The 17,966-nt window shown below is 71.1% G+C and carries 14 protein-coding genes; 9 read left to right on the top strand and 5 right to left on the bottom strand.

Going from position 1 to position 17,966, the window contains the following annotated elements:
* Nucleotides 1–15 precede the first annotated feature (15 nt).
* On the bottom strand, nucleotides 16–312 hold the full coding sequence (locus HGK34_RS07285) for a GNAT family N-acetyltransferase (RefSeq protein WP_201845917.1): 297 nt from the start codon (nucleotides 310–312) through the stop codon (nucleotides 16–18).
* A gap of 205 nt (nucleotides 313–517) precedes the next feature.
* Nucleotides 518–727 (bottom strand): hypothetical protein, encoded by a 210-nt coding sequence (locus HGK34_RS07280; RefSeq protein WP_201845916.1) that lies wholly within the window; start codon nucleotides 725–727, stop codon nucleotides 518–520.
* A 298-nt stretch (nucleotides 728–1,025) separates the two neighbouring features.
* Between HGK34_RS07280 and HGK34_RS07275 the strand changes: the two genes are divergently transcribed.
* Nucleotides 1,026–2,378, top strand: coding sequence for a glycoside hydrolase family 6 protein (locus HGK34_RS07275; RefSeq protein WP_201845915.1), 1,353 nt, complete (start codon nucleotides 1,026–1,028; stop codon nucleotides 2,376–2,378).
* Between the two features lie 260 nt (nucleotides 2,379–2,638).
* On the opposite strand, the gene HGK34_RS07270 is transcribed toward HGK34_RS07275, so the two are convergent.
* A complete protein-coding gene (locus tag HGK34_RS07270) occupies nucleotides 2,639–3,376 on the bottom strand; it encodes a TetR/AcrR family transcriptional regulator (RefSeq protein ID WP_201845914.1) in 738 nt (245 codons plus the stop codon).
* A gap of 119 nt (nucleotides 3,377–3,495) precedes the next feature.
* Here HGK34_RS07270 and HGK34_RS07265 point away from each other — a divergent pair, with 119 nt between their 5' ends.
* Nucleotides 3,496–6,324, top strand: a complete 2,829-nt coding sequence (locus HGK34_RS07265) for an MMPL family transporter (RefSeq protein WP_201845913.1) — start codon at nucleotides 3,496–3,498, stop codon at nucleotides 6,322–6,324.
* Nucleotides 6,321–8,585: a YhgE/Pip domain-containing protein gene (locus HGK34_RS07260; protein ID WP_201845912.1), complete on the top strand. Its 2,265-nt coding sequence runs from the start codon at nucleotides 6,321–6,323 to the stop codon at nucleotides 8,583–8,585. Before HGK34_RS07265 ends, HGK34_RS07260 begins: the two co-directional genes overlap by 4 nt.
* Nucleotides 8,586–8,706: 121 nt before the next feature.
* Here the strand turns inward: HGK34_RS07260 and purB are convergent, their stop codons facing one another.
* Entirely contained in the window at nucleotides 8,707–10,191 is a 1,485-nt protein-coding gene (gene purB, locus HGK34_RS07255) for an adenylosuccinate lyase (protein WP_201845982.1), read from the bottom strand.
* Nucleotides 10,192–10,381: 190 nt separating this feature from the next.
* Here purB and HGK34_RS07250 point away from each other — a divergent pair, with 190 nt between their 5' ends.
* Both HGK34_RS07250 and HGK34_RS07245 read left to right on the top strand, forming a co-directional pair.
* Entirely contained in the window at nucleotides 10,382–10,591 is a 210-nt protein-coding gene (locus HGK34_RS07250; RefSeq protein WP_201845911.1) for a hypothetical protein, read from the top strand.
* Nucleotides 10,588–12,303: an alpha/beta fold hydrolase gene (locus HGK34_RS07245; protein WP_201845910.1), complete on the top strand. Its 1,716-nt coding sequence runs from the start codon at nucleotides 10,588–10,590 to the stop codon at nucleotides 12,301–12,303. The genes HGK34_RS07250 and HGK34_RS07245 overlap by 4 nt, the downstream gene beginning before the upstream one ends.
* Here HGK34_RS07245 and HGK34_RS07240 read toward each other — a convergent pair.
* Nucleotides 12,263–12,661, bottom strand: a complete 399-nt coding sequence (locus tag HGK34_RS07240) for a phage holin family protein (RefSeq protein WP_201845909.1) — start codon at nucleotides 12,659–12,661, stop codon at nucleotides 12,263–12,265. The genes HGK34_RS07245 and HGK34_RS07240 overlap by 41 nt on opposite strands.
* Nucleotides 12,662–12,751: 90 nt before the next feature.
* Between HGK34_RS07240 and hisC the strand changes: the two genes are divergently transcribed.
* The 4 genes from hisC to HGK34_RS07220 all read left to right on the top strand — a co-directional run bounded on the left by hisC (nucleotide 12,752) and on the right by HGK34_RS07220 (nucleotide 17,864).
* Entirely contained in the window at nucleotides 12,752–13,837 is a 1,086-nt protein-coding gene (gene hisC / locus HGK34_RS07235) for a histidinol-phosphate transaminase (RefSeq protein WP_201845908.1), read from the top strand.
* 281 nt (nucleotides 13,838–14,118) lie between these two features.
* Entirely contained in the window at nucleotides 14,119–15,318 is a 1,200-nt protein-coding gene (gene pdhA / locus HGK34_RS07230) for a pyruvate dehydrogenase (acetyl-transferring) E1 component subunit alpha (RefSeq protein WP_307815839.1), read from the top strand.
* Entirely contained in the window at nucleotides 15,315–16,358 is a 1,044-nt protein-coding gene (locus HGK34_RS07225; RefSeq protein ID WP_372433085.1) for an alpha-ketoacid dehydrogenase subunit beta, read from the top strand. The genes pdhA and HGK34_RS07225 overlap by 4 nt, the downstream gene beginning before the upstream one ends.
* Before the next feature lie 12 nt (nucleotides 16,359–16,370).
* Entirely contained in the window at nucleotides 16,371–17,864 is a 1,494-nt protein-coding gene (locus HGK34_RS07220) for a dihydrolipoamide acetyltransferase family protein (RefSeq protein ID WP_201845907.1), read from the top strand.
* The last annotated feature ends 102 nt before the right edge of the window (nucleotides 17,865–17,966 follow it).

The following is a 17,966-nucleotide window of genomic DNA, read 5'->3' as shown; positions in this document are numbered from 1 at the left end:
CCTGTCAGCCTCGGGTCAGTCTCCGACCAGGTCTGCGTACTCCGGGTGCTTCTCGATGTACTCCGCCAGGTACCAGCAACGTGGCTCCACCTTCTTGCGCCCGGTGCGTGCCTCGTCCAGTGCGTTGCGTGCCAGGCGTGCGGCGATGCCGTGGCCCCGGTACCTCGGGTCCACGACGGTGGAGGGCATGACGACTGTGCCGCCCTCGACGCGGTACTCCAGGTAGCCGGCCACGGCTCCATCGGTCAGGCGGGCCTCGTAGCGTGATGCCTCGGTGTTGTCGACGACGTCGTACTCGAACTGCGCGGTCATCGCCTCAGCGTATTGAGCCGGTTCTTGACTAGCCATGGTCCACGTCACTCCAGGTCATGAGGAATCTCGGCGGTAAGGGAAACAGGCCCGGACGCCGTTGTCCGGGCCTGTCGGCGTGAGACGGTGTTCTGGGATACCCGCACGTCCCGGCCACGTGTGGCCGGGTAGCGGTGGAGGGTTCGTCCCGCGGGTGGCTAGGGGAATCTCACCACGGGGTGCCGAAGAAGAGGGCGGGATCGAGGGCGGCGATGGTGACGCAGACCGCGGTGGCGGCCGAGCCGATCCCGGCCATGGTGAGGAACTCGCGCCTGCCGAATCCGCCGACCCTCAGTTCCAGCAGCCTCGCGGGGCTCGAACCCCGCGAACGGGAAAGGGTCCAGTGGGTGCTCTGCGTCGCGCGATCCGAGTGCGTCACGTTGCTGACCTCCGGTGGCTGTGTGCTCGGGGGCTGCCTGCGTGGTGCTTGTGCAGTGCTGCTTGGTGAAGTTGGCCGGCGCCCCGTGCGGGGCGCCGTGGGAAAACTGTTACACAGATTCAGGACAATGTGAAGTTGTACGACACGCCGATCTGGTGGCGGGTTTTTTCATGGCCCGGTGAGGGTGCGCTGGCGGCTTCCCGCGCAGGTCACGCATCTAAACGCTTCGGGAGGTGCCGGTCCGACGCGGGCCTTCGTACGGTCTGGCGCGGAACGGCACCGATCGAAGGAGATCCCCATGCGTACCTCGAGCTCCCGACGACGGGCGAGGTGGGCCGCACTGGCCGCTGTCGTCTCGCTCGGCACAGGAGGCGCCCTCACCGCGGCAACCGTCGCCGCCACCAGCGCCGCCGCCGCCGAAGGATGCGGCGTCGAGTACCGTGTCACGAACTCGTGGGACGGCGGCTTCCAGGCCGACGTCACACTGACCAATCTCGGCGAGCCGATCTCCGGGTGGAACCTCACCTGGCAGTTCACGGCCGGGGAGAACGTCACACAGGCGTGGAACGCCCAGGTGACGCAGTCGGGCGGCAGCACGCGCGCATCCGACGTCGGCTGGAACGGCAGCCTCGGCACCGGAGGCTCGGCCACGTTCGGCCTCATCGCGACCGGGACGGCGGGGACGCCGTCGTCCTTCGCGATGAACGACACGCTGTGCACGGGCGACGTCGGTGGTGAACCGACGGCGGATCCGACGGGAGACCCGACCGGTGACCCGTCCGGCGACCCCACCGAACCGAATCCGCCGGGCGGTGGCGAGTTCTACGTCGACACGGGGACCCAGGCGTACGAGGCGTGGCAGGCGGCCTCCGGGACCGACAGGGAACTGCTGGAGAAGATCGCGCTGACACCCCAGTCCTACTGGGTGGGCAGCTGGGCCGACGCCGACCACTCGCGTCAGGAGGTGGCCGACTACACCTCACGTGCCGTCGCGGCCGGGGCGACGCCCCTGCTCACGGTGTACGCGATTCCAGGCCGCGACTGCGGCAGCCACTCCGGGGGCGGCGTCGAGGAGAGCGAGTACGCCCAGTGGGTCGACACCGTCGCCTCGGGGATCCAAGGGGAGCCCTGGGTAATTCTTGAACCCGACGCGCTCGCGCAGCTCGGTGACTGCGACGGTCAGGGGGACCGCGTCGGGTTCCTGCGGTACGCCGCGAACTCGCTCGCGGACGCGGGCGCCCGCGTGTACATCGATGCGGGCCACTCCGCCTGGCTGAGCGCCGGCGAGGCGGCGAGCCGCCTGCAGCAGGTCGGCTTCGACGGCGCCGTCGGCTTCGCGCTGAACACGTCGAACTACCGGACCACGGCCGACTCGCGAGCCTACGGCGAGCAGGTCTCGGCCCAGCTCGGCGGCCGGCCGTTCGTGATCGACACCTCGCGCAACGGGAACGGCCCCGGAAGTGACTGGTGCAACCCCGGCGGTCGCGCGCTCGGCGAGCGTCCGGCGCTCGTCGACGACGGGACGCACCTCGACGCCCTGCTCTGGGTGAAGCTCCCAGGAGAGTCCGACGGTGAGTGCAACGGCGGCCCGGCGGCGGGTGCCTGGTGGCAGGAGATGGCCCTGGAGCTGGCGCGCAACGCTGCGTGGTGAGGCCGTCCGGTGACGGTCCGGGGCAGGGGGATCCGTCCGATCCCCCTGCCCCGGCGTCCGTTCGGGAGCTTCTCAGGCGCTCGCCTGTGCGCGCTCGTCCGCGCGCGCCTCGCTCTTGGCCACCATCGACTCGATGACCCGCGCCACGAAGTAGACGGGCACGACGAACCCGGTGGGCATTCGGCGACCTGCCGGCTGGCCGGTCCGGCTCGTGGTCGGCGGCCGTTCCCGTGCGAGGTGGTCCAGGAGTGGTCTTCGCGTCACGCCTTCGGGGTGATGAGGAAGTCGACCATGTCGCTCAGCAGGGCCTGTTCCGGGTTGCCTGGTCCCGTGGACGTGTCCGCGGCGCCCGACTCCGCGAGCGAGCGTTCGACGGCCTGTCGGCGTGCGCCCGCGTCGTGCACGGCGAGAAGCAGCTCGACGGCCATGCCCGTCCCGATCACGAAGCGCAGGCCCAGCGTGTTGAGGATGCGCGTGATGGCGGCGACGAGTTCCTCCCGGAGCGTGGCCACGTGGGCGGCGTAGAGCTCCGCGACCCGGTGATCCCGCATGGCGAGGAGTTCGAGCTCGGAGTTCAGCAGCGTCCACTGACGGTGGTCCGGATCGGTGGACACCGCGTTGAGGATGTAGGTGATCACCTCGTGGTTGACCGTTCCGGAGCGGAACTCGCTGGGGTCCAGCGCGGCGGTGGCAGCCTCCAGCGCGTCGAGCTGTTGTCGCTTGAGGCGGTCGGCGAGCGCGAGGAACAGCTCCTCCTTGCTACCGAAGTTGGAGTAGAAGGCGCCTCGGGTGAAACCCGCCGTCTCGCAGACGACCTCGATCGAGGCGCCGTTGATCCCGTCCCGGGCGAAGATGGTGTAGGCGGCGTCCATCAGGCGGGCCCGGGTGCGCTCGCGGCGCGGGGTCAGGGTGTTGGCCAGGGCGCGGTCGATCGGTGACGGACGTGCGGCTGTACCGGCGTCCGTCCCGGCGTTGTCGCGCAGCGGCTCGGCGGTCACGATCTCTCTCCTCGGGTGGTGGTGCGACTACGGAGTGTAGTCCGGTTGCTCAGGTTCCGATACACGAATGTATCCGATACAGTGATGCATCGAACCACTGGAACCCCCTGGGAGCGTTCGTGTCTTCTGCTCTTTACTCGCTCGGCCGCTGGGCCGTGCGCGCACGCCGGCTCGTCCTGATCGGCTGGATCCTGGTGCTCGGGATCGCCGGCGGCGCCGCGGGCCTGCTCCAACAAGGCCTCGACAACGAGGTGACGATCCCCGGCACCGAGTCACAGCTCGCGCTCGACCAGCTGTCGGCGACATTTCCACAGGTGAGCGGCGCCTCCGCGCAGGTCATCGTCGTCGCGCCGGACGGCTCGGACGTGTTCGCCGACGACGTGCGCAGCGCCGTCGAGGACGGCGTGGCCGCCCTCGGCGACGTCTCCCAGGTCGCGGCGGTCACGTCCCCGTACGACGACCAGATGCCGGCCTCGGTGTCCGACGACGACACCGCCACCCTGCTGACCATCCAGCTCGACGGTGACCAGGGCTCGATCACCGACGAGACGAAGGACGCCCTGTCCGAGGAGGCCGCGGCCCTCGACGCCGCGCTGCCCGCCGGCGGTGAGGCGCATCTGGGCGGCCAGCTCTTCGCCCAGGAGTTCCCGGAGCTCTCCCTGGTCGAGGGCGTCGGGCTGCTGGTGGCGCTCGTGGTCCTGGTGATGACCCTCGGGTCACTGGTCGCGGCCGGCCTTCCGCTGTTCAACGCGCTGCTGGGCGTCGGGGTGTCGATGGCCCTGCTGTTCGCCGCGACGTCCCTGGGCCCGATCAGCTCGACCACGCCGATGCTGGCCGTGATGCTCGGGCTGGCCGTGGGCATCGACTACGCGCTGTTCATCGTGTCGCGGCACCGGGAACAGCTCAAGGACGGGCTACCGGTCGAGGAATCGGTGGCCCGCGCCACGGCGACTGCGGGTTCCGCCGTGGTCTTCGCGGGACTGACGGTCATGATCGCCCTGGTCGGGCTCAGCGTGGCCGGCATCCCGTTCCTCTCGGTCATGGGTGTGGCGGCCGCCGTGACGGTGGGTGTCACCGTCGTCGTGTCCCTGACCCTGCTGCCGGCGGTGCTGGCCATGGCGGGCGAGCGGCTGCGGCCCAGGCAACGCTCGCGAGCGATCTCCGAGGAGGCAGATGGCGAGGAGGCAGATGCCGAGGCGGCCGCGACACGGCCGCACGGCGTCGCCGACCGGTTCTTCGCCGGATGGGTGCGGGGTGTGACGCGCTTCCCGGCGGTGACCGTCGCGCTCGTGGTGGTGGGGCTCGGTGCTCTCGCCGTACCCGCCATGAACCTTCGCCTCGCGCTGCCGGACGCCGGCGTGCTGGAGGAGGACAACTCGGCCCGCGTGACCTACGACCTGGTGTCCGAGGAGTTCGGCGACGGCTTCAACGGGCCGCTCATCATCACGGGGACGATCGTGACGAGCAACGATCCCGTGACGCTGATGGACGACATCGGCGATGAGCTGGCCGGTCTGCCAGGCGTCGCGGATGTGCCCCTCGCCACGCCCAACGAGTCGGCGGACACAGGGATCGTGCAGGTGATCCCCGAGAGCGGCCCCACGTCGGCCGAGACCGAGGCTCTGGTCCACGAGATCCGAAGCCTGCACGATCACTTCCTGGACACCTATGGGGTCGACCTCGCGGTCACGGGCTCGACGGCGGTCGGGATCGATGTCTCGGCGAAGCTGGGAGCCGCTCTGCTGCCGTTCGCCCTGCTCGTCGTCGGGCTGTCGCTGGTGCTGCTGACCATGGTGTTCCGGTCGGTCGCGGTGCCGATCAAGGCGACCGTGGGATATCTGCTGTCCGTGGGCGCCGCCTTCGGCGTGATCGCGCTCGTCTTCGAGAACGGATATCTCGCCGACCTCCTGGGCGTGACCCGGACGGGACCGGTGATCAGCTTCATGCCCATCGTCCTGATGGGTGTGCTGTTCGGCCTGGCCATGGACTACGAGGTCTTCCTCGTCTCCCGCATCCGTGAGGAGTACGTGCACGGCAGGGGCAGGGATCGCGCGCGCAAGGCCATCGGCGCCGGATTCCGGGGCGCTGCCGGGGTCGTCACCGCGGCTGCCGTGATCATGACGGCTGTCTTCGTCGCGTTCGTCCCGCACGGGGACATGAATCTCAAGCCCATTGCCCTCGGCCTGGCGGTAGGTGTGTTCGTGGACGCGTTCGTGGTCCGGATGATGCTGGTGCCCGCGGTCCTGGCGTTGCTCGGTGAGAAGGCGTGGTGGATCCCGCGGAAGCTCGACGCCGTGCTGCCGTCGTTCGACGTCGAGGGCGAGGGACTGGCGCGGGAGATCGCGTTGGCCGACTGGCCCGAGCCCGGCGCCGATGACGCGGTCGCGGCCGAGGGGCTGGTCATCCGCAGCGAGGCCGGCGTGGTGGCGGGCCCGGTGAACGTCCGTGTTCCGTCCGGGGCGGCGCTGCTCGTCCGCGGCGACTCCGCGGCCCAGGTCGGCGGCGTGCTGCTTGCGATCGCCGGACGGATCGTGCGTGCAGGCGGGATCGAGCTGGAGGGCAAGCTCAAGACCACCGGTCTGGCGCTGCCCGAACGGGCGGCGACGGTGCGCGGACGGGTGGCCGTCGTCGATGCCGGAGAGATCGACGACGCGGGTGCCGGGACCGGGCCGGGCCGGGCGGTCCGGCAGGCGGTGCGGGACGGCGCACGCATCGTCGTGGTGGTCGGCACCGAGATGGTCGGCGATCTCGCCGAACGGATGGAGCTGGCCCAGGTGCTCGCGGAGACGCAGCGCGAGGACATCGCCGTCGTGGTGGGTGCGGTCGGCGCCCCTGCGACGGACCTGGCCCCGGCCGGTACGCCGGTGCTGGACATCGGCGTGACCGGTGCCGCCGGCCTTGTGGACCGGAGCGGGAACGAGATTTCGATGTGGGAGGTTCGGCGATGAACGCGACGAGGTGGCTGCGGCCGGAGCCGGTACGAAACCGGCCGCAAGCGGTGGCTGTCGCACTGCTGCCGCTCATGATTCTGGTGCTGCTGCTGGCGGCGCTGTGGAACCCGCAGGAACGGCTCGACACCGTGTCTGCCGCGATCGTGAACCTCGACGAGCCGGTGACGGTCGACGAGCAGTTGGTTCCACTCGGCCGGCAGCTCACGGCCGGCCTGGTGAGCGGCGGAGAAACACCCGAGGAGGGCGAGTCCGCCGCCGTGCGGCCGTCGGACGAGAGCTACGACTGGCAGGTGACCGACGAGGAGGACGCGGCGTCGGGGATGGCCGACGGCAGGTACGCCGCCGTCGTGACGATTCCCGAGGGCTTCTCCGCCGCGGCGACGTCGTACGGGAGTGACGACCCGTCCGAGGCGCGCAAGGCGACCATCGACGTCACGACCGCCCCGGACGGGCGGATCCTGGACGACGCTCTCGCCCAGATCGTCGCGCAGACGGCGACGCGGGTCCTGGGCGACACCCTCACCGAGACGTACGTGGACAACGTCCTGATGGGCTTCTCCACCCTGTCCGATCAGCTCGGCACGGCGGCGGACGGAGCGGGTGAGCTCGCCGACGGCGCCGCCGAGGCCGGTGACGGCGCGGAACAACTCGCTGACGGCGCGCACCAGGCGTCCGACGGCGCGTCGGCGCTCGGCGACGGTGCCAGCGAGCTGGCGGGCGGCGCCGGCGAACTCGCGGGCGGCGCCGGCCAGTGGGCCGGAGGCGCGGGCGAGTGGGCCGGAGGCGCCCGCCAGTGGGCGGCGGGAGCTGACGGCCTCTCCTCCGGGTTGTACGACCTCGCAGGTGGTATCGGAAGGAGCGCGGACGGTACCGGTGACCTGGCGGCCAACGCGGACCAGCTCGCGGGTGGAGCCCAGCAGGTCGCCGACAAGTCGCAGGAGCTGGCCGACGGCCTGGCCGCGATGGATCAGGAGGTCGGTGCGTTCACCGGCCAGGCGCAGGAAACCCTTGCGGCTGTCGAGGAGTTCGGCGCGAACTTCGAGGACCTGAGCGCGGCACTCGGCGAGTTGTGTGCTGGGCCGCTCGCCGAGGAGGACCCCACGGTTGCGGGACTCTGCGCGAAGCTGGCGGAGTTCAACGGCGGGGTCGAGTCCGGAATCGGGGACGTCTCCAACGAGCTCGATCGGCTGGCGACCGGGGCCAACGACCTCGCGGACGGGTCGGCGCGGCTGGCCGGTGGCTCCCAGGAAATAGCCGACGGTGTCACCGGTCTGTCGGAGGGCGCCGGTCAGCTGTCCGGCGGGCTCCGGCAGCTCCAGTCCGGGGCGAACGACGCCGCCTCCGGGATGTCAGGCCTGGCTGCCGGTGCGCGAGACCTTGCCGGAGGGGCCACGAGCCTGGCAGGTGGGGCGAACGAGCTGTCCACCGGCGCCGGCGGTATCGCCTACGGCGCGGGCGGGCTCGCATCCGGCGCCGGAGACCTCTCGGGAGGAATCGCGGCGGTCGCGACCGGGACGGACGATCTCGCGGTCGGCATCAACGAGATGGCCGGGGGAGCGAACGACCTGTCCGACGGTCTCGGACAGGCGACCGAGGAGATCCCCGACTACAAGGACTCCGAGCGCCAGACCCTGGCCTCCGTCGTGGCGGATCCCGTCGAGGTGAGCGGAGCATCCGAGCTCAGCACCGGGGCGACCGGACCCATGTTCGCGGTCCTGGCCCTCTGGCTCGGCGCGCTCGGACTGATGCTGGTGTTCCCGCCCGTACCGTTCGGCGCACGCGGGTCGACACGCGGTTCGTTGCGCCTGGCCCTCGGAGCGTTCACGGTGCCGGCCGGGATCGGCTTCGCGACCGGGGCACTCACAGGAGCGATCCTCGCCGGTGTCGAAGGCCTCGACGCCGGTGGCTGGGCGGCCGCGATCGGGGTCGGCACCCTCGTGTCCGTGGCGTTCGTCGCCGTGAACCAGGCACTCGCCGCCGCGCTCGGGCATGTGGGACGCGGCATCAGCCTCATCGTCGCTGTCCTGGTCATCGCCGCCGGGGTGGTCTCGACCGCGCCAGGAGGGATCCGCGCACTGGCCGCGTTCCTCCCGGTCGGAGCCGCTCAGGACGCGCTGTCCGGAATCACCGCCGGCACGGGCGGGGTCGCGGCGGCCTGCGTCGCGGTGGTCGTCTGGGCGCTGGCAGGCATGGCCGCCACGACGTTCATGGTCTCCCGCTCCCGCTCCCTGCGTGCGGCGAGCCTTCGAACGGCCTGAGAACACCGATGGCCGCGCCTGCCGATCCCGGCAGGCGCGGCCACCGGCGCCATGGTGCCGGTCCGGTCCCGCAGGCGTCACGCGAGACGCCTGCGGGACCGGCACCGCCGCGATATCCCGATCAGCCCAGATACTCGTCCACGAGCTGTTCCGCCAGCCCGGTGTACGCCGCCGGGGTCAGTTCCGTGAGGCGTGCGGAGACGTCGTCGGGCAGCCCCAGACTGGTGACGAACTCACGCATCCGCTCCGCGTTCACCCGCTGCCCACGCGTGAGGTCCTTGAGGCGCTCGTACGGGTTGTCCATGCCGGGCACGCCTGCCACCGAGGCGGCGCGCATCGCGGACTGAACCGGCTCGCCCAGCACCTCCCAGTTCTCGTCGAGGTCCTCGGCCATCAGCACCGCGTTCACCGCCAGCGCCTTCAGGCCGCGGGAGACGTTGTCGATCGCGAGCAGGCCGTGCCCGAACGCCGGGCCGATGTTGCGCTGCGTCGTCGAGTCGGTGAGGTCGCGCTGCAGGCGCGACGTGACCAGCGTGGCCGCCAGTGTGTCCAGGAGCGAGCACGAGATCTCGAGGTTCGCCTCCGCGTTCTCGAACCGGATCGGGTTCACCTTGTGCGGCATCGTCGACGACCCGGTCGCTCCCGCGACGGGGATCTGGGTGAAGAAGCCCATGGAGATGTACGTCCACACGTCGGTGGCCAGGTTGTGCAGGATCCGGTTGAACCGGGCGATGTCCGCGTACACCTCGGCCTGCCAGTCGTGCGACTCGATCTGCGTGGTCAGCGGGTTCCAGGTCAGCCCGAGCCCCTCGACGAACGCTCGCGAGACCGCCGGCCAGTCCGCACCCGGCACGGCGACCGTGTGCGCCCCGAACGTCCCGGTCGCTCCGTTGAGCTTGCCGAGGAACTCCGCGCCCTCGATCCGCCGCAGCTGGCGCCGCAGCCGGTGCGCGAGGACCGCCAGCTCCTTGCCCATGGTGGTCGGCGTCGCCGGCTGCCCGTGCGTGCGGCTGAGCATCGGCACCGCCTTGTGCTCACGCGCCATGTCCGCGATCTGGTCGACCAGCGCCGTCGCCGCCGGCAGCCATACGCCACGGACCCCGCCTGCCACCATCAGGGCGTACGAGAGGTTGTTGATGTCCTCGCTCGTGCACGCGAAGTGCACCAGCTCCGACGCCGCCGGCAGGTCCGTCCCCGGGATCTGCTCGGGTGCTGCCGCGATGCGCCGCTTGATGAAGTACTCGACCGCCTTCACGTCGTGCACCGTGGTGCGCTCGATCTCCTTGAGCTCGGCGATCTCGTCCGCGCCGAACGTCGCGGGGATCGCGCGCAGGTAGGAGATCTCCTCGTCCGTCAGGCGCGGTGCTCCCGGGACCACCGGTCCCGCGACACCGTCGACGCCGTTGCACAGCGTGATCAGCCACTCGACCTCGACGAGCAGACGCTCGCGGTTCAGCGCGGCCTCGCTCAGATGGTCGACGAGCGGCGCGACGGCGGAGCGGTACCGGCCGTCGAGCGGACCGAGAGCGATGGGCGGCGTCACCTCGGCGAGGCTGACGCGGGCCGGGACGGACGTGTTCAGGGTGGTCTCTGGCACGTCCACCAGTTTCCCACGCGAGGCGCTCCGGCGGCCCAGGCGTCCCGTCCTCACGCGGTTCCGTGGATGCGACGCTGACCACACAGGCGTCCGCCGAGGAGTTGTCGACACGCGCCGAGCGGCGCCCGGTGGAGGCAACCACTGTGCCCGTAGCGTCGTACCGGCGCGGACAGTACGGAACACGACGGGGGGAGGGTAGGTGAGCGTATTCGAGCCGATGCCGGCTCTCGCAGCCGCTCGCGGACTGGTCGAGGCCGCCATGGAGGACGCGGCGCAGGCCACGCGGGTCGGGTGGGACTCGGCGGCGGCCGAGCGGTTCCGTGACGAGGCCGCCTCACTGACTCGCCTGCTCGTGGCCGAGCTCGATGCCCTGGACGAGGCCGGACGACTGGTGGGAGAGCTGGCGTGACCTCCTCGGCCGCTCCGTCGCATCCACGGCCGGACGGACCGCGCGCCCCGTCCGACACGATCGTCGTCACGGGTGGAACCGGGCCGTCCGCCGTCGACGCGGCGCAGGTTCGGCTCGCCGCGGCACGGATGGAGGGGGTCGCGGACAGCCTCCGGCGAGCGGCCGGACTGGCCGGTACCGCCTGGGCGGACGTGGCAGGTGGCTCCGTCGCCGTGGAACCCGGCACTCTTGCGTCCGCATCGGCCGGCGCAGGCCTGGGCGCGGCCGGGCTCGAGTCCGAGGCCGCGCGCCGAGCCGTGTGTGCATCGCTCGAGGCGGCGACGTCCGGGCTGAGGCGCTGCGCGGCGGCGTTCGACCTCCTCGGGTGGCGGCTGCTGCGGGTCGCCGGGCTGTACGACGAGGCAGAGGGGCTGGCCGAGCGGCTCGTCGGCGGACTGGTCACGGCCGAGGGCTTCGCGATCGGCACGGCCGTGGGCGTCCCGCCGGTCCGTCGCCTGCTCGCCTCGGCATACCGGGCTCTGGGGAGTCTGGCCGTCCTGAACGAGTCGGCCAGGGCGGTGGGACGACCGGTCGTGCCCGGCTCCGCAGCCGCCTTCCACGTGGCGGGAACGCACCGGGCCGGCGGCCGCCGACCACCTGGTGAGCGGGGGGACGCGCCCGCAGGCGGGGCCGAGGAGCGTGCCGTCGAGGACGGCCGCCGAGCCGCAGGGGGGCTCGGCGGCGTCGTCGTCCGGGACGGCGCACGGTGGACCGACGAGCTCGCATACGGCTTCGGCCACGGGGTCGCCTGGTCTGCCGGTACCGGCCACGGGGTTCCGGGCGGCGCGGGCGCGCTGGCCGACGCCGTACGGGACGTGCCGGTGGGCACCCTGGGCCGGAGCGTCCGGCTGGAACGGTCCCGGCCCGAGGAGTTCGCCGGGGGCCTGCCCGCCTGGCGCGATCAAGGTGCCGGGACGGTGGGTGAGGCGCTGTCCCGCATCGACGACCTGTACCCCCGCAGCGGTGCGCCGCAAGCCACCGTCGCCGTGCAGCGAACCGTCGGCGCGGACGGCACGACGTCGTGGCTGGTGCTGGTGCCCGGCACGCAGTCGGCGACACCAGCTGCCCATCCGTGGGACGGCCTCTCCGACCTGGAGCTCGTGGCCGGCCGTCCTGACCAGGCGACGGAGGCCGTGGAGGCGGCGATGTCCGCGGCAGGCATCGGGCCCCACGAGCCGGTCGTCCTGGTGGGACACAGCCTCGGCGGGATCGTCGTCACGGCCCTGGCCGGCAGCCCCGCCGTCGCGGAGCGGTATCGGATCGGCGGGGTCGTGACGGCCGGTGCGCCCGTCGCCACGTTCCGGACCCTGCCCGGCACGCCCGTACTTCACCTGGAGACGGCCGAGGAGGTGGTCTCCGGCACGGACGGCCGGTCGAGTACGGAGAACCCGCGTGCTCCGGATCGCGTCACGATCGGACGCGTGCTGGGCGCGTCGCCGGCCGGAGTGGACCAGGCGGCGGCGAGGGACGCCTCTCGTGCGCACTCGATCCCGACACATGCCCGCACCCTGGCGCTGGCTCGTGAGGCGGGCGACCCGCGCGTCGCCGCCGTGGTCGACCGCATCGAGCCGCTTCTGCGTGCGGAGCGTGCCGAGACGGTGTTCTACCGGGCCGAACGGGTCGTGGGCGGCGTCAGTTCCGGCGCCTCGACGGGTCGGGAAGGATCGCCATGACGACCAGTTGCGCCAACACGATGACCAGCGCCGCGATCACGTACCACCAGAATCCTCCGGTGACTTCCAGCCCGTAGCTGTCGAACAGTCCCGTGACCAGCGTGGTGATCCACAGCATCAGCGCGTTGATCAGCAAGGAGATCAGCCCGAGCGTGAGGAGGTACAGCGGCAGCGCCAGGAGGTTGACCAGAGGTTTGATGATCGCGTGCACCAGGCCGTAGATCACGGCGATCACGACCAGCGAGAGCAGGTACGGGCCGGTTCCCTCGGGAGAGATGACCTCGACGTGGTCGCTGAACAGCACCGTCGTCAGCCAGATCGCGAACGCGGTGACCAGGATGCGTAGCAGGAGCCTCATGGGTCGAACCTACTCGTGGTCGCCGGAGAATCGCAGGATTCCCTTCGCGGGCCGCTCCCTTGCCCCGTGGCACGTGGCATCCTGAATCGCGTGAACACCACCCCCGAGAACACCACGGTCCCGCTGCGCGCCGCCGTCGCCGCGCTGCCCGCTTACGTGCCAGGTGCCCGTGTGGCGCCCGGGTCCGGCGCCTGGAAGCTGTCCTCCAACGAGAATCCCTACCCGCCGCTGGAGTCCGTGCGTGAGGTGATCGCTCGCGCTTCCGGTGAGGTCAACCGCTATCCCGACATGTACGCCACGGAACTCGTGGGAGCGATCGCGGATCACGTCGGGCTGGCACCGGCCAACGTCGTGGTGGGCACAGGGTCGGTCTCTGTGCTCGGCCACGTGCTGCAGACCGTCGTCGAGCCCGGCGACGAGGTCATGTATGCGTGGCGGTCCTTCGAGGCCTACCCGATCTATGCGGCGGTCGCCGGCGCGACGTCGGTCACGGTGCCGGTCACCGCGGACGGCCGACACGACCTGCCTGCCATGGCTGCCGCGGTCACGCCTCGGACCAAGGTGGTGCTGGTGTGCACTCCCAACAACCCGACCGGTCCCGCCGTCCACGCCGGTGAGCTGGCCACCTTCCTGGCCGAGGTCCCGCGCGAGGTTCTCGTCGTCATCGACGAGGCGTACCTGGAGTTCGTGCGTGACCCCGAGGTTCCCGACGCCGTGGCGCTGCTGCGCGCGCACCCGAACGTCGTCGTGCTCCGCACGTTCTCCAAGGCCTACGGGCTTGCCGGGCTGCGTGTCGGCTACGCCCTCGCACCCACCGAGCTCGCGTCCGGGATCCGCTCCGCGTCCACGCCGTTCGGTGTGTCCGGGATCGCGCAGCAGGCAGCGCTCGCCTCGCTCGCCCCGGGTGCACAGGCCGAGCTCATGGAGCGGGTCGACGCGCTGGTCGCCGAGCGGAACCGGGTCGTGGAGGCGCTGCGCGACCAGGGATGGGAGCTGCCCGAGACCCAGGCGAACTTCGTCTGGTTCGGCCTGGGCGATGCCACCACCGACCGTGCCAGGGAGGCGACGGAGGCAGGCATCCTCGTCCGCCCGTTCGCGGGTGACGGCATTCGCGTCTCGATCGGTGAGCCGGAGGCCAACGACGCCTTCCTGAAGGTTGCCGCCGCCTGGCGCTGAACGCGGTCTCGGCCGCACGGATCTCGGGTGAGACCCCGAAGATCTTTCGGTCCCGGGCGACTTCACTTTCCTTTGCGGGCGGAGGGTGACAGTCTGAACGGGAAAGATGCCATCTCCCGGCGACACCGTCGTCGCCAGCGGGCCGGAGTCGTTTGGGGGAACCCTCCAAATGCACGACTCAAGCCTTGGCTGACACGGCGGCTGCCGGACACGGTGGGCCCTAACCTACGCTTGCGTAAGCTACGTGAACGTAGGTTACGGCCCGCAGCGAAGGAGAGATCGTGAACAGCGACATTGGCGAGGACAAGGTCCCGCTCTTGCAGCTCCTCACACCCGAGGGCGCACGAGTCACCGGCCGCGGCAACTCCGCGTACCGGAAGCGGATCGCAGGCCTCAAGCCGGAGCAGCTGCGTGGGATGTACCGCGACATGGTGCTGACCCGCCGCTTCGACGACGAAGCGACATCCCTGCAGCGGCAGGGAGAACTGGGCCTCTACGCCCCGTCCCGCGGCCAGGAGGCCGCCCAGGTGGGGAACGCGTACGCACTGGCCCCGCAGGACTTCGTCTTCCCCTCGTACCGGGAACACGGAGTCCTGCAGGTCCGCGGGGTCGACCCCGTGGACCGGCTCGAGTTCTACCGGGGCACCGACCACGGAGGCTGGAACCCCCTCGAGTACAACGCACAGGTGTACACGGTGGTCATCGGCTCGCAGGCACTGCACGCCGCCGGCTACGCCATGGGTGTCCAGCGCGACGGTCTCGTCGGGACCGGCGACCCGGCCAAGGACACCGCGGTCGTCACCTACTTCGGTGACGGCGCCACCTCCCAGGGAGACGTCAACGAGGGCCTGGTCTTCGCGGCCGTGAACCAGGCGCCCGTGGTCTTCTTCTGCCAGAACAACCAGTGGGCGATCTCCGAGCCCACCACCCGCCAGACACGCACACCGCTCTACAAGCGCGGTGAGGGCTTCGGCATCCCGAGCCTCCGCGTCGACGGCAACGACGTGCTCGCCTGCTACGCCGCGACCCAGGAAGCGCTCGAACGCGCCCGCTCCGGTGGTGGCCCCACCTTCATCGAGGCCTTCACCTACCGCATGGGCGCCCACACCACGTCGGACGACCCCACGCGCTACCGCACCACGGAGCAGGAGGAGATCTGGCGCAAGCGCGACCCGATCGACCGCCTGCGCATCCTCCTGGAGAACGAGGGCGCGATCGACGGCGACTTCGAGGCCGAGCTCCGGGCCGAGGCCGACGCGCTCGGCGAGCGGCTGCGCGAGCGCACCCGCAAGCTGGAACCGGCCACCAAGACCCAGATGTTCGAGACCGTCTACGCCACCGAGCACTCGATCGTCTCCGAGGACCGCGCCTGGTTCGAGGCCTACGAGGCAGGCGAGCCCACCGACGCCACCTACGCGACGTCGGCACCGGCCGGCGCCGCCTCGCAGACCGCCGTCGCGCAGCAGGGAGGGACCCGATGACCGCCACGATGGAGCGCACCATGACCGACCCGGCCACGATGCAGGCCACCGAGCCACGCACCGAGACCCTCACCCTGGCAAAGGCCGTCAACGAAGGCCTGCGAGCGGCCATGCGCCACGACGACAAGGTCGTGCTCATGGGTGAGGACATCGGGCCTCTCGGCGGAGTCTTCCGCGTGACCGACGGTCTGCAGGCCGAGTTCGGCGAACAGCGCGTCGTCGACACCCCGCTCGCGGAGTCCGGCATCCTGGGCACGGCCATCGGCATGGCGATGCGGGGCTACCGGCCCGTCTGCGAGATCCAGTTCGACGGGTTCGTCTTCCCCGCCTACGACCAGATCACCACCCAGCTGTCCAAGATGTTCAACCGCACCCGCGGCAAGATCCAGGTGCCCGTCGTCGTACGGATCCCCTACGGCGGGGGCATCGGTGCGGTCGAGCACCACAGCGAGAGCCCCGAGGTGCTGTTCACCCACACCGCGGGCCTCCGCGTCGCCACCCCGGCCACGCCGCAGGACGCCTACACGATGATCCAGGAAGCCATCGCCTGCCCGGATCCCGTGATCTTCTTCGAGCCCAAGGGGCGCTACTGGTCCAAGGGCGACGTCGACCTCGGAGCGCCCGTCGGATCCGACACGCTCAACAAGGCTCGCATCGCACGCGCCGGGACCGACATCACGCTCGTGGCGTACGGGCCCACCGTGGCCACCGCGATGAAGTCCGCCGAGGCGCTCGCCGCCGAGGGACGCTCCGCCGAAGTGGTCGACCTGCGCGCCCTGTCGCCGCTCGACACCGGGACCCTGGTGGAGAGCGTGCGCAAGACCGGACGCTGCGTCGTGATCCACGAGGCACCCGTCTTCTACGGGGTGGGTGCGGAGATCGCCGCGCGCGTCACGGAGGAGTGCTTCTACGCGCTCGAGGCTCCCGTGCTGCGCGTGGGCGGTTTCCACATGCAGTACCCGATCGCCAAGCTCGAGCACGACTACCTGCCGAGCGTCGATCGCATCCTCGACGCCGTCGACCGCGCCTTCGCGCACTGAACCGGAGGTACCGTGGCAAACCAGAGTTTCCCCCTGCCCGACGTCGGGGAGGGGCTGACCGAGGCCGAGATCGTCGAGTGGCGGGTCAAACCCGGCGATCCGGTCCAGGTGAACCAGACGATCGTCGAGATCGAGACCGCCAAGTCGCTGGTCGAGCTTCCTTCGCCGTGGAGCGGCACGGTCGCCGGACTCCTCGTGGAGCCCGGCACCACCGTCGAGGTCGGGACACCGATCATCGAGATCACCGTCGGTGGCGCTGCCGCATCCGACGGCGGTCCGGGGTCGGACGTCCCCGCGGCCGACTCCGCCGGCTTGTCCGACTCGTCCGACTCGGAGGCCTCCGGATCGGTGCTTGTCGGGTACGGGACCCAGGAGGCGAAGGCAAGTGGCCGGCGCCGGCGCTACCAGGACGGTCGTTCCGCCACGTCCGCTCCCTCGCCGTCCGCTCCCTCGCCGTCCGCTCCCTCGCCGTCCGCTCCCGCGCCGTCCGCTCCCGCGCCGTCCGCTCCGGTCCGGGCCGCGCAGGCGCCGCCTGCTCCGGCGCCTGCCCCGGCTCCCACCGGTGGCGTCGTGAGTGTTCCGGCTCCGGGGACCAACACCCGCGTGCTGGCGAAGCCTCCGGTCCGCAAGCTGGCCAAGGACCTGGGCATCGACCTGGCGGGCGTGCACGCCTCCGGTCCGGGCGGGATCGTCACCCGTGAGGACGTGCTCGCGCACCAGGCGGCGGCGCAGCCGAAGCCGCTGGCGACGTACGCGGGCGACACCGAGCCGTGGCTCGAGTCCGGTGCTGTCAGCGTGGACGGGCGTGAGACGCGCGTCCCCGTGAAGTCGGTGCGCAAGCGGACGGCCGAGGCCATGGTGGCCAGCGCGTTCACCGCTCCGCACGTGACCGTCTTCCACACGCTGGACGTGACCCGGACGATGGAGCTGGTCGAGAACCTCAAGAAGGACCGCGACTTCTCCGAGGTCAAGGTGACTCCGCTGCTCATCGCTGCGAAGGCGGTGCTGCTGGCGATCCGCCGGCACCCGCAGATCAACGCGAGCTGGGACGAGGCGGCCCAGGAGATCGTCTACAAGCACTACGCGAACCTGGGTATCGCTGCGGCGACTCCCCGGGGCCTCGTGGTGCCGAACATCAAGGACGCGCACCGGCTCGACCTGCTGGAGCTCGCCACCGCGATCGCCGACCTGACCGCCACCGCCCGGGACGGGCGCACACAGCCGTCAGCGATGACGGGTGGCACGTTCACGATCACGAACGTGGGTGTGTTCGGCATCGACACCGGGACGCCGATCCTCAACCCGGGCGAGGCAGGGATCCTCGCGTTCGGCGCGATCCGTCAGCAGCCGTGGGTGCACGACGGCGAGCTCGCCGTGCGCTGGGTGACGCAGCTCTCGCTGAGCATCGACCACCGTCTCGTGGACGGTGAGCTGGGCGCGAAGTTCCTGGCCGATGTCGCCGCCGTGCTGCAGGACCCGGCCCGAGGGCTGGTCTGGGGCAGGTAGCGACAGGTCGCCACGGCGGCCGGGGCAGCGGCTGGTAGCCATTGCTCCGGCCGCTGTGGCATTTCCGGGTCCGGGTGGGCCCCTGCGCCCGCCCGGCCCCGC

This window comes from Myceligenerans indicum (assembly GCF_016742955.1).
Taxonomy (GTDB): Bacteria; Actinomycetota; Actinomycetes; order Actinomycetales; family Cellulomonadaceae; genus Myceligenerans; species Myceligenerans indicum.
Note: the sequence above shows the minus strand (reverse complement) of the source record. Positions and strands in the feature narration are given on the sequence as shown.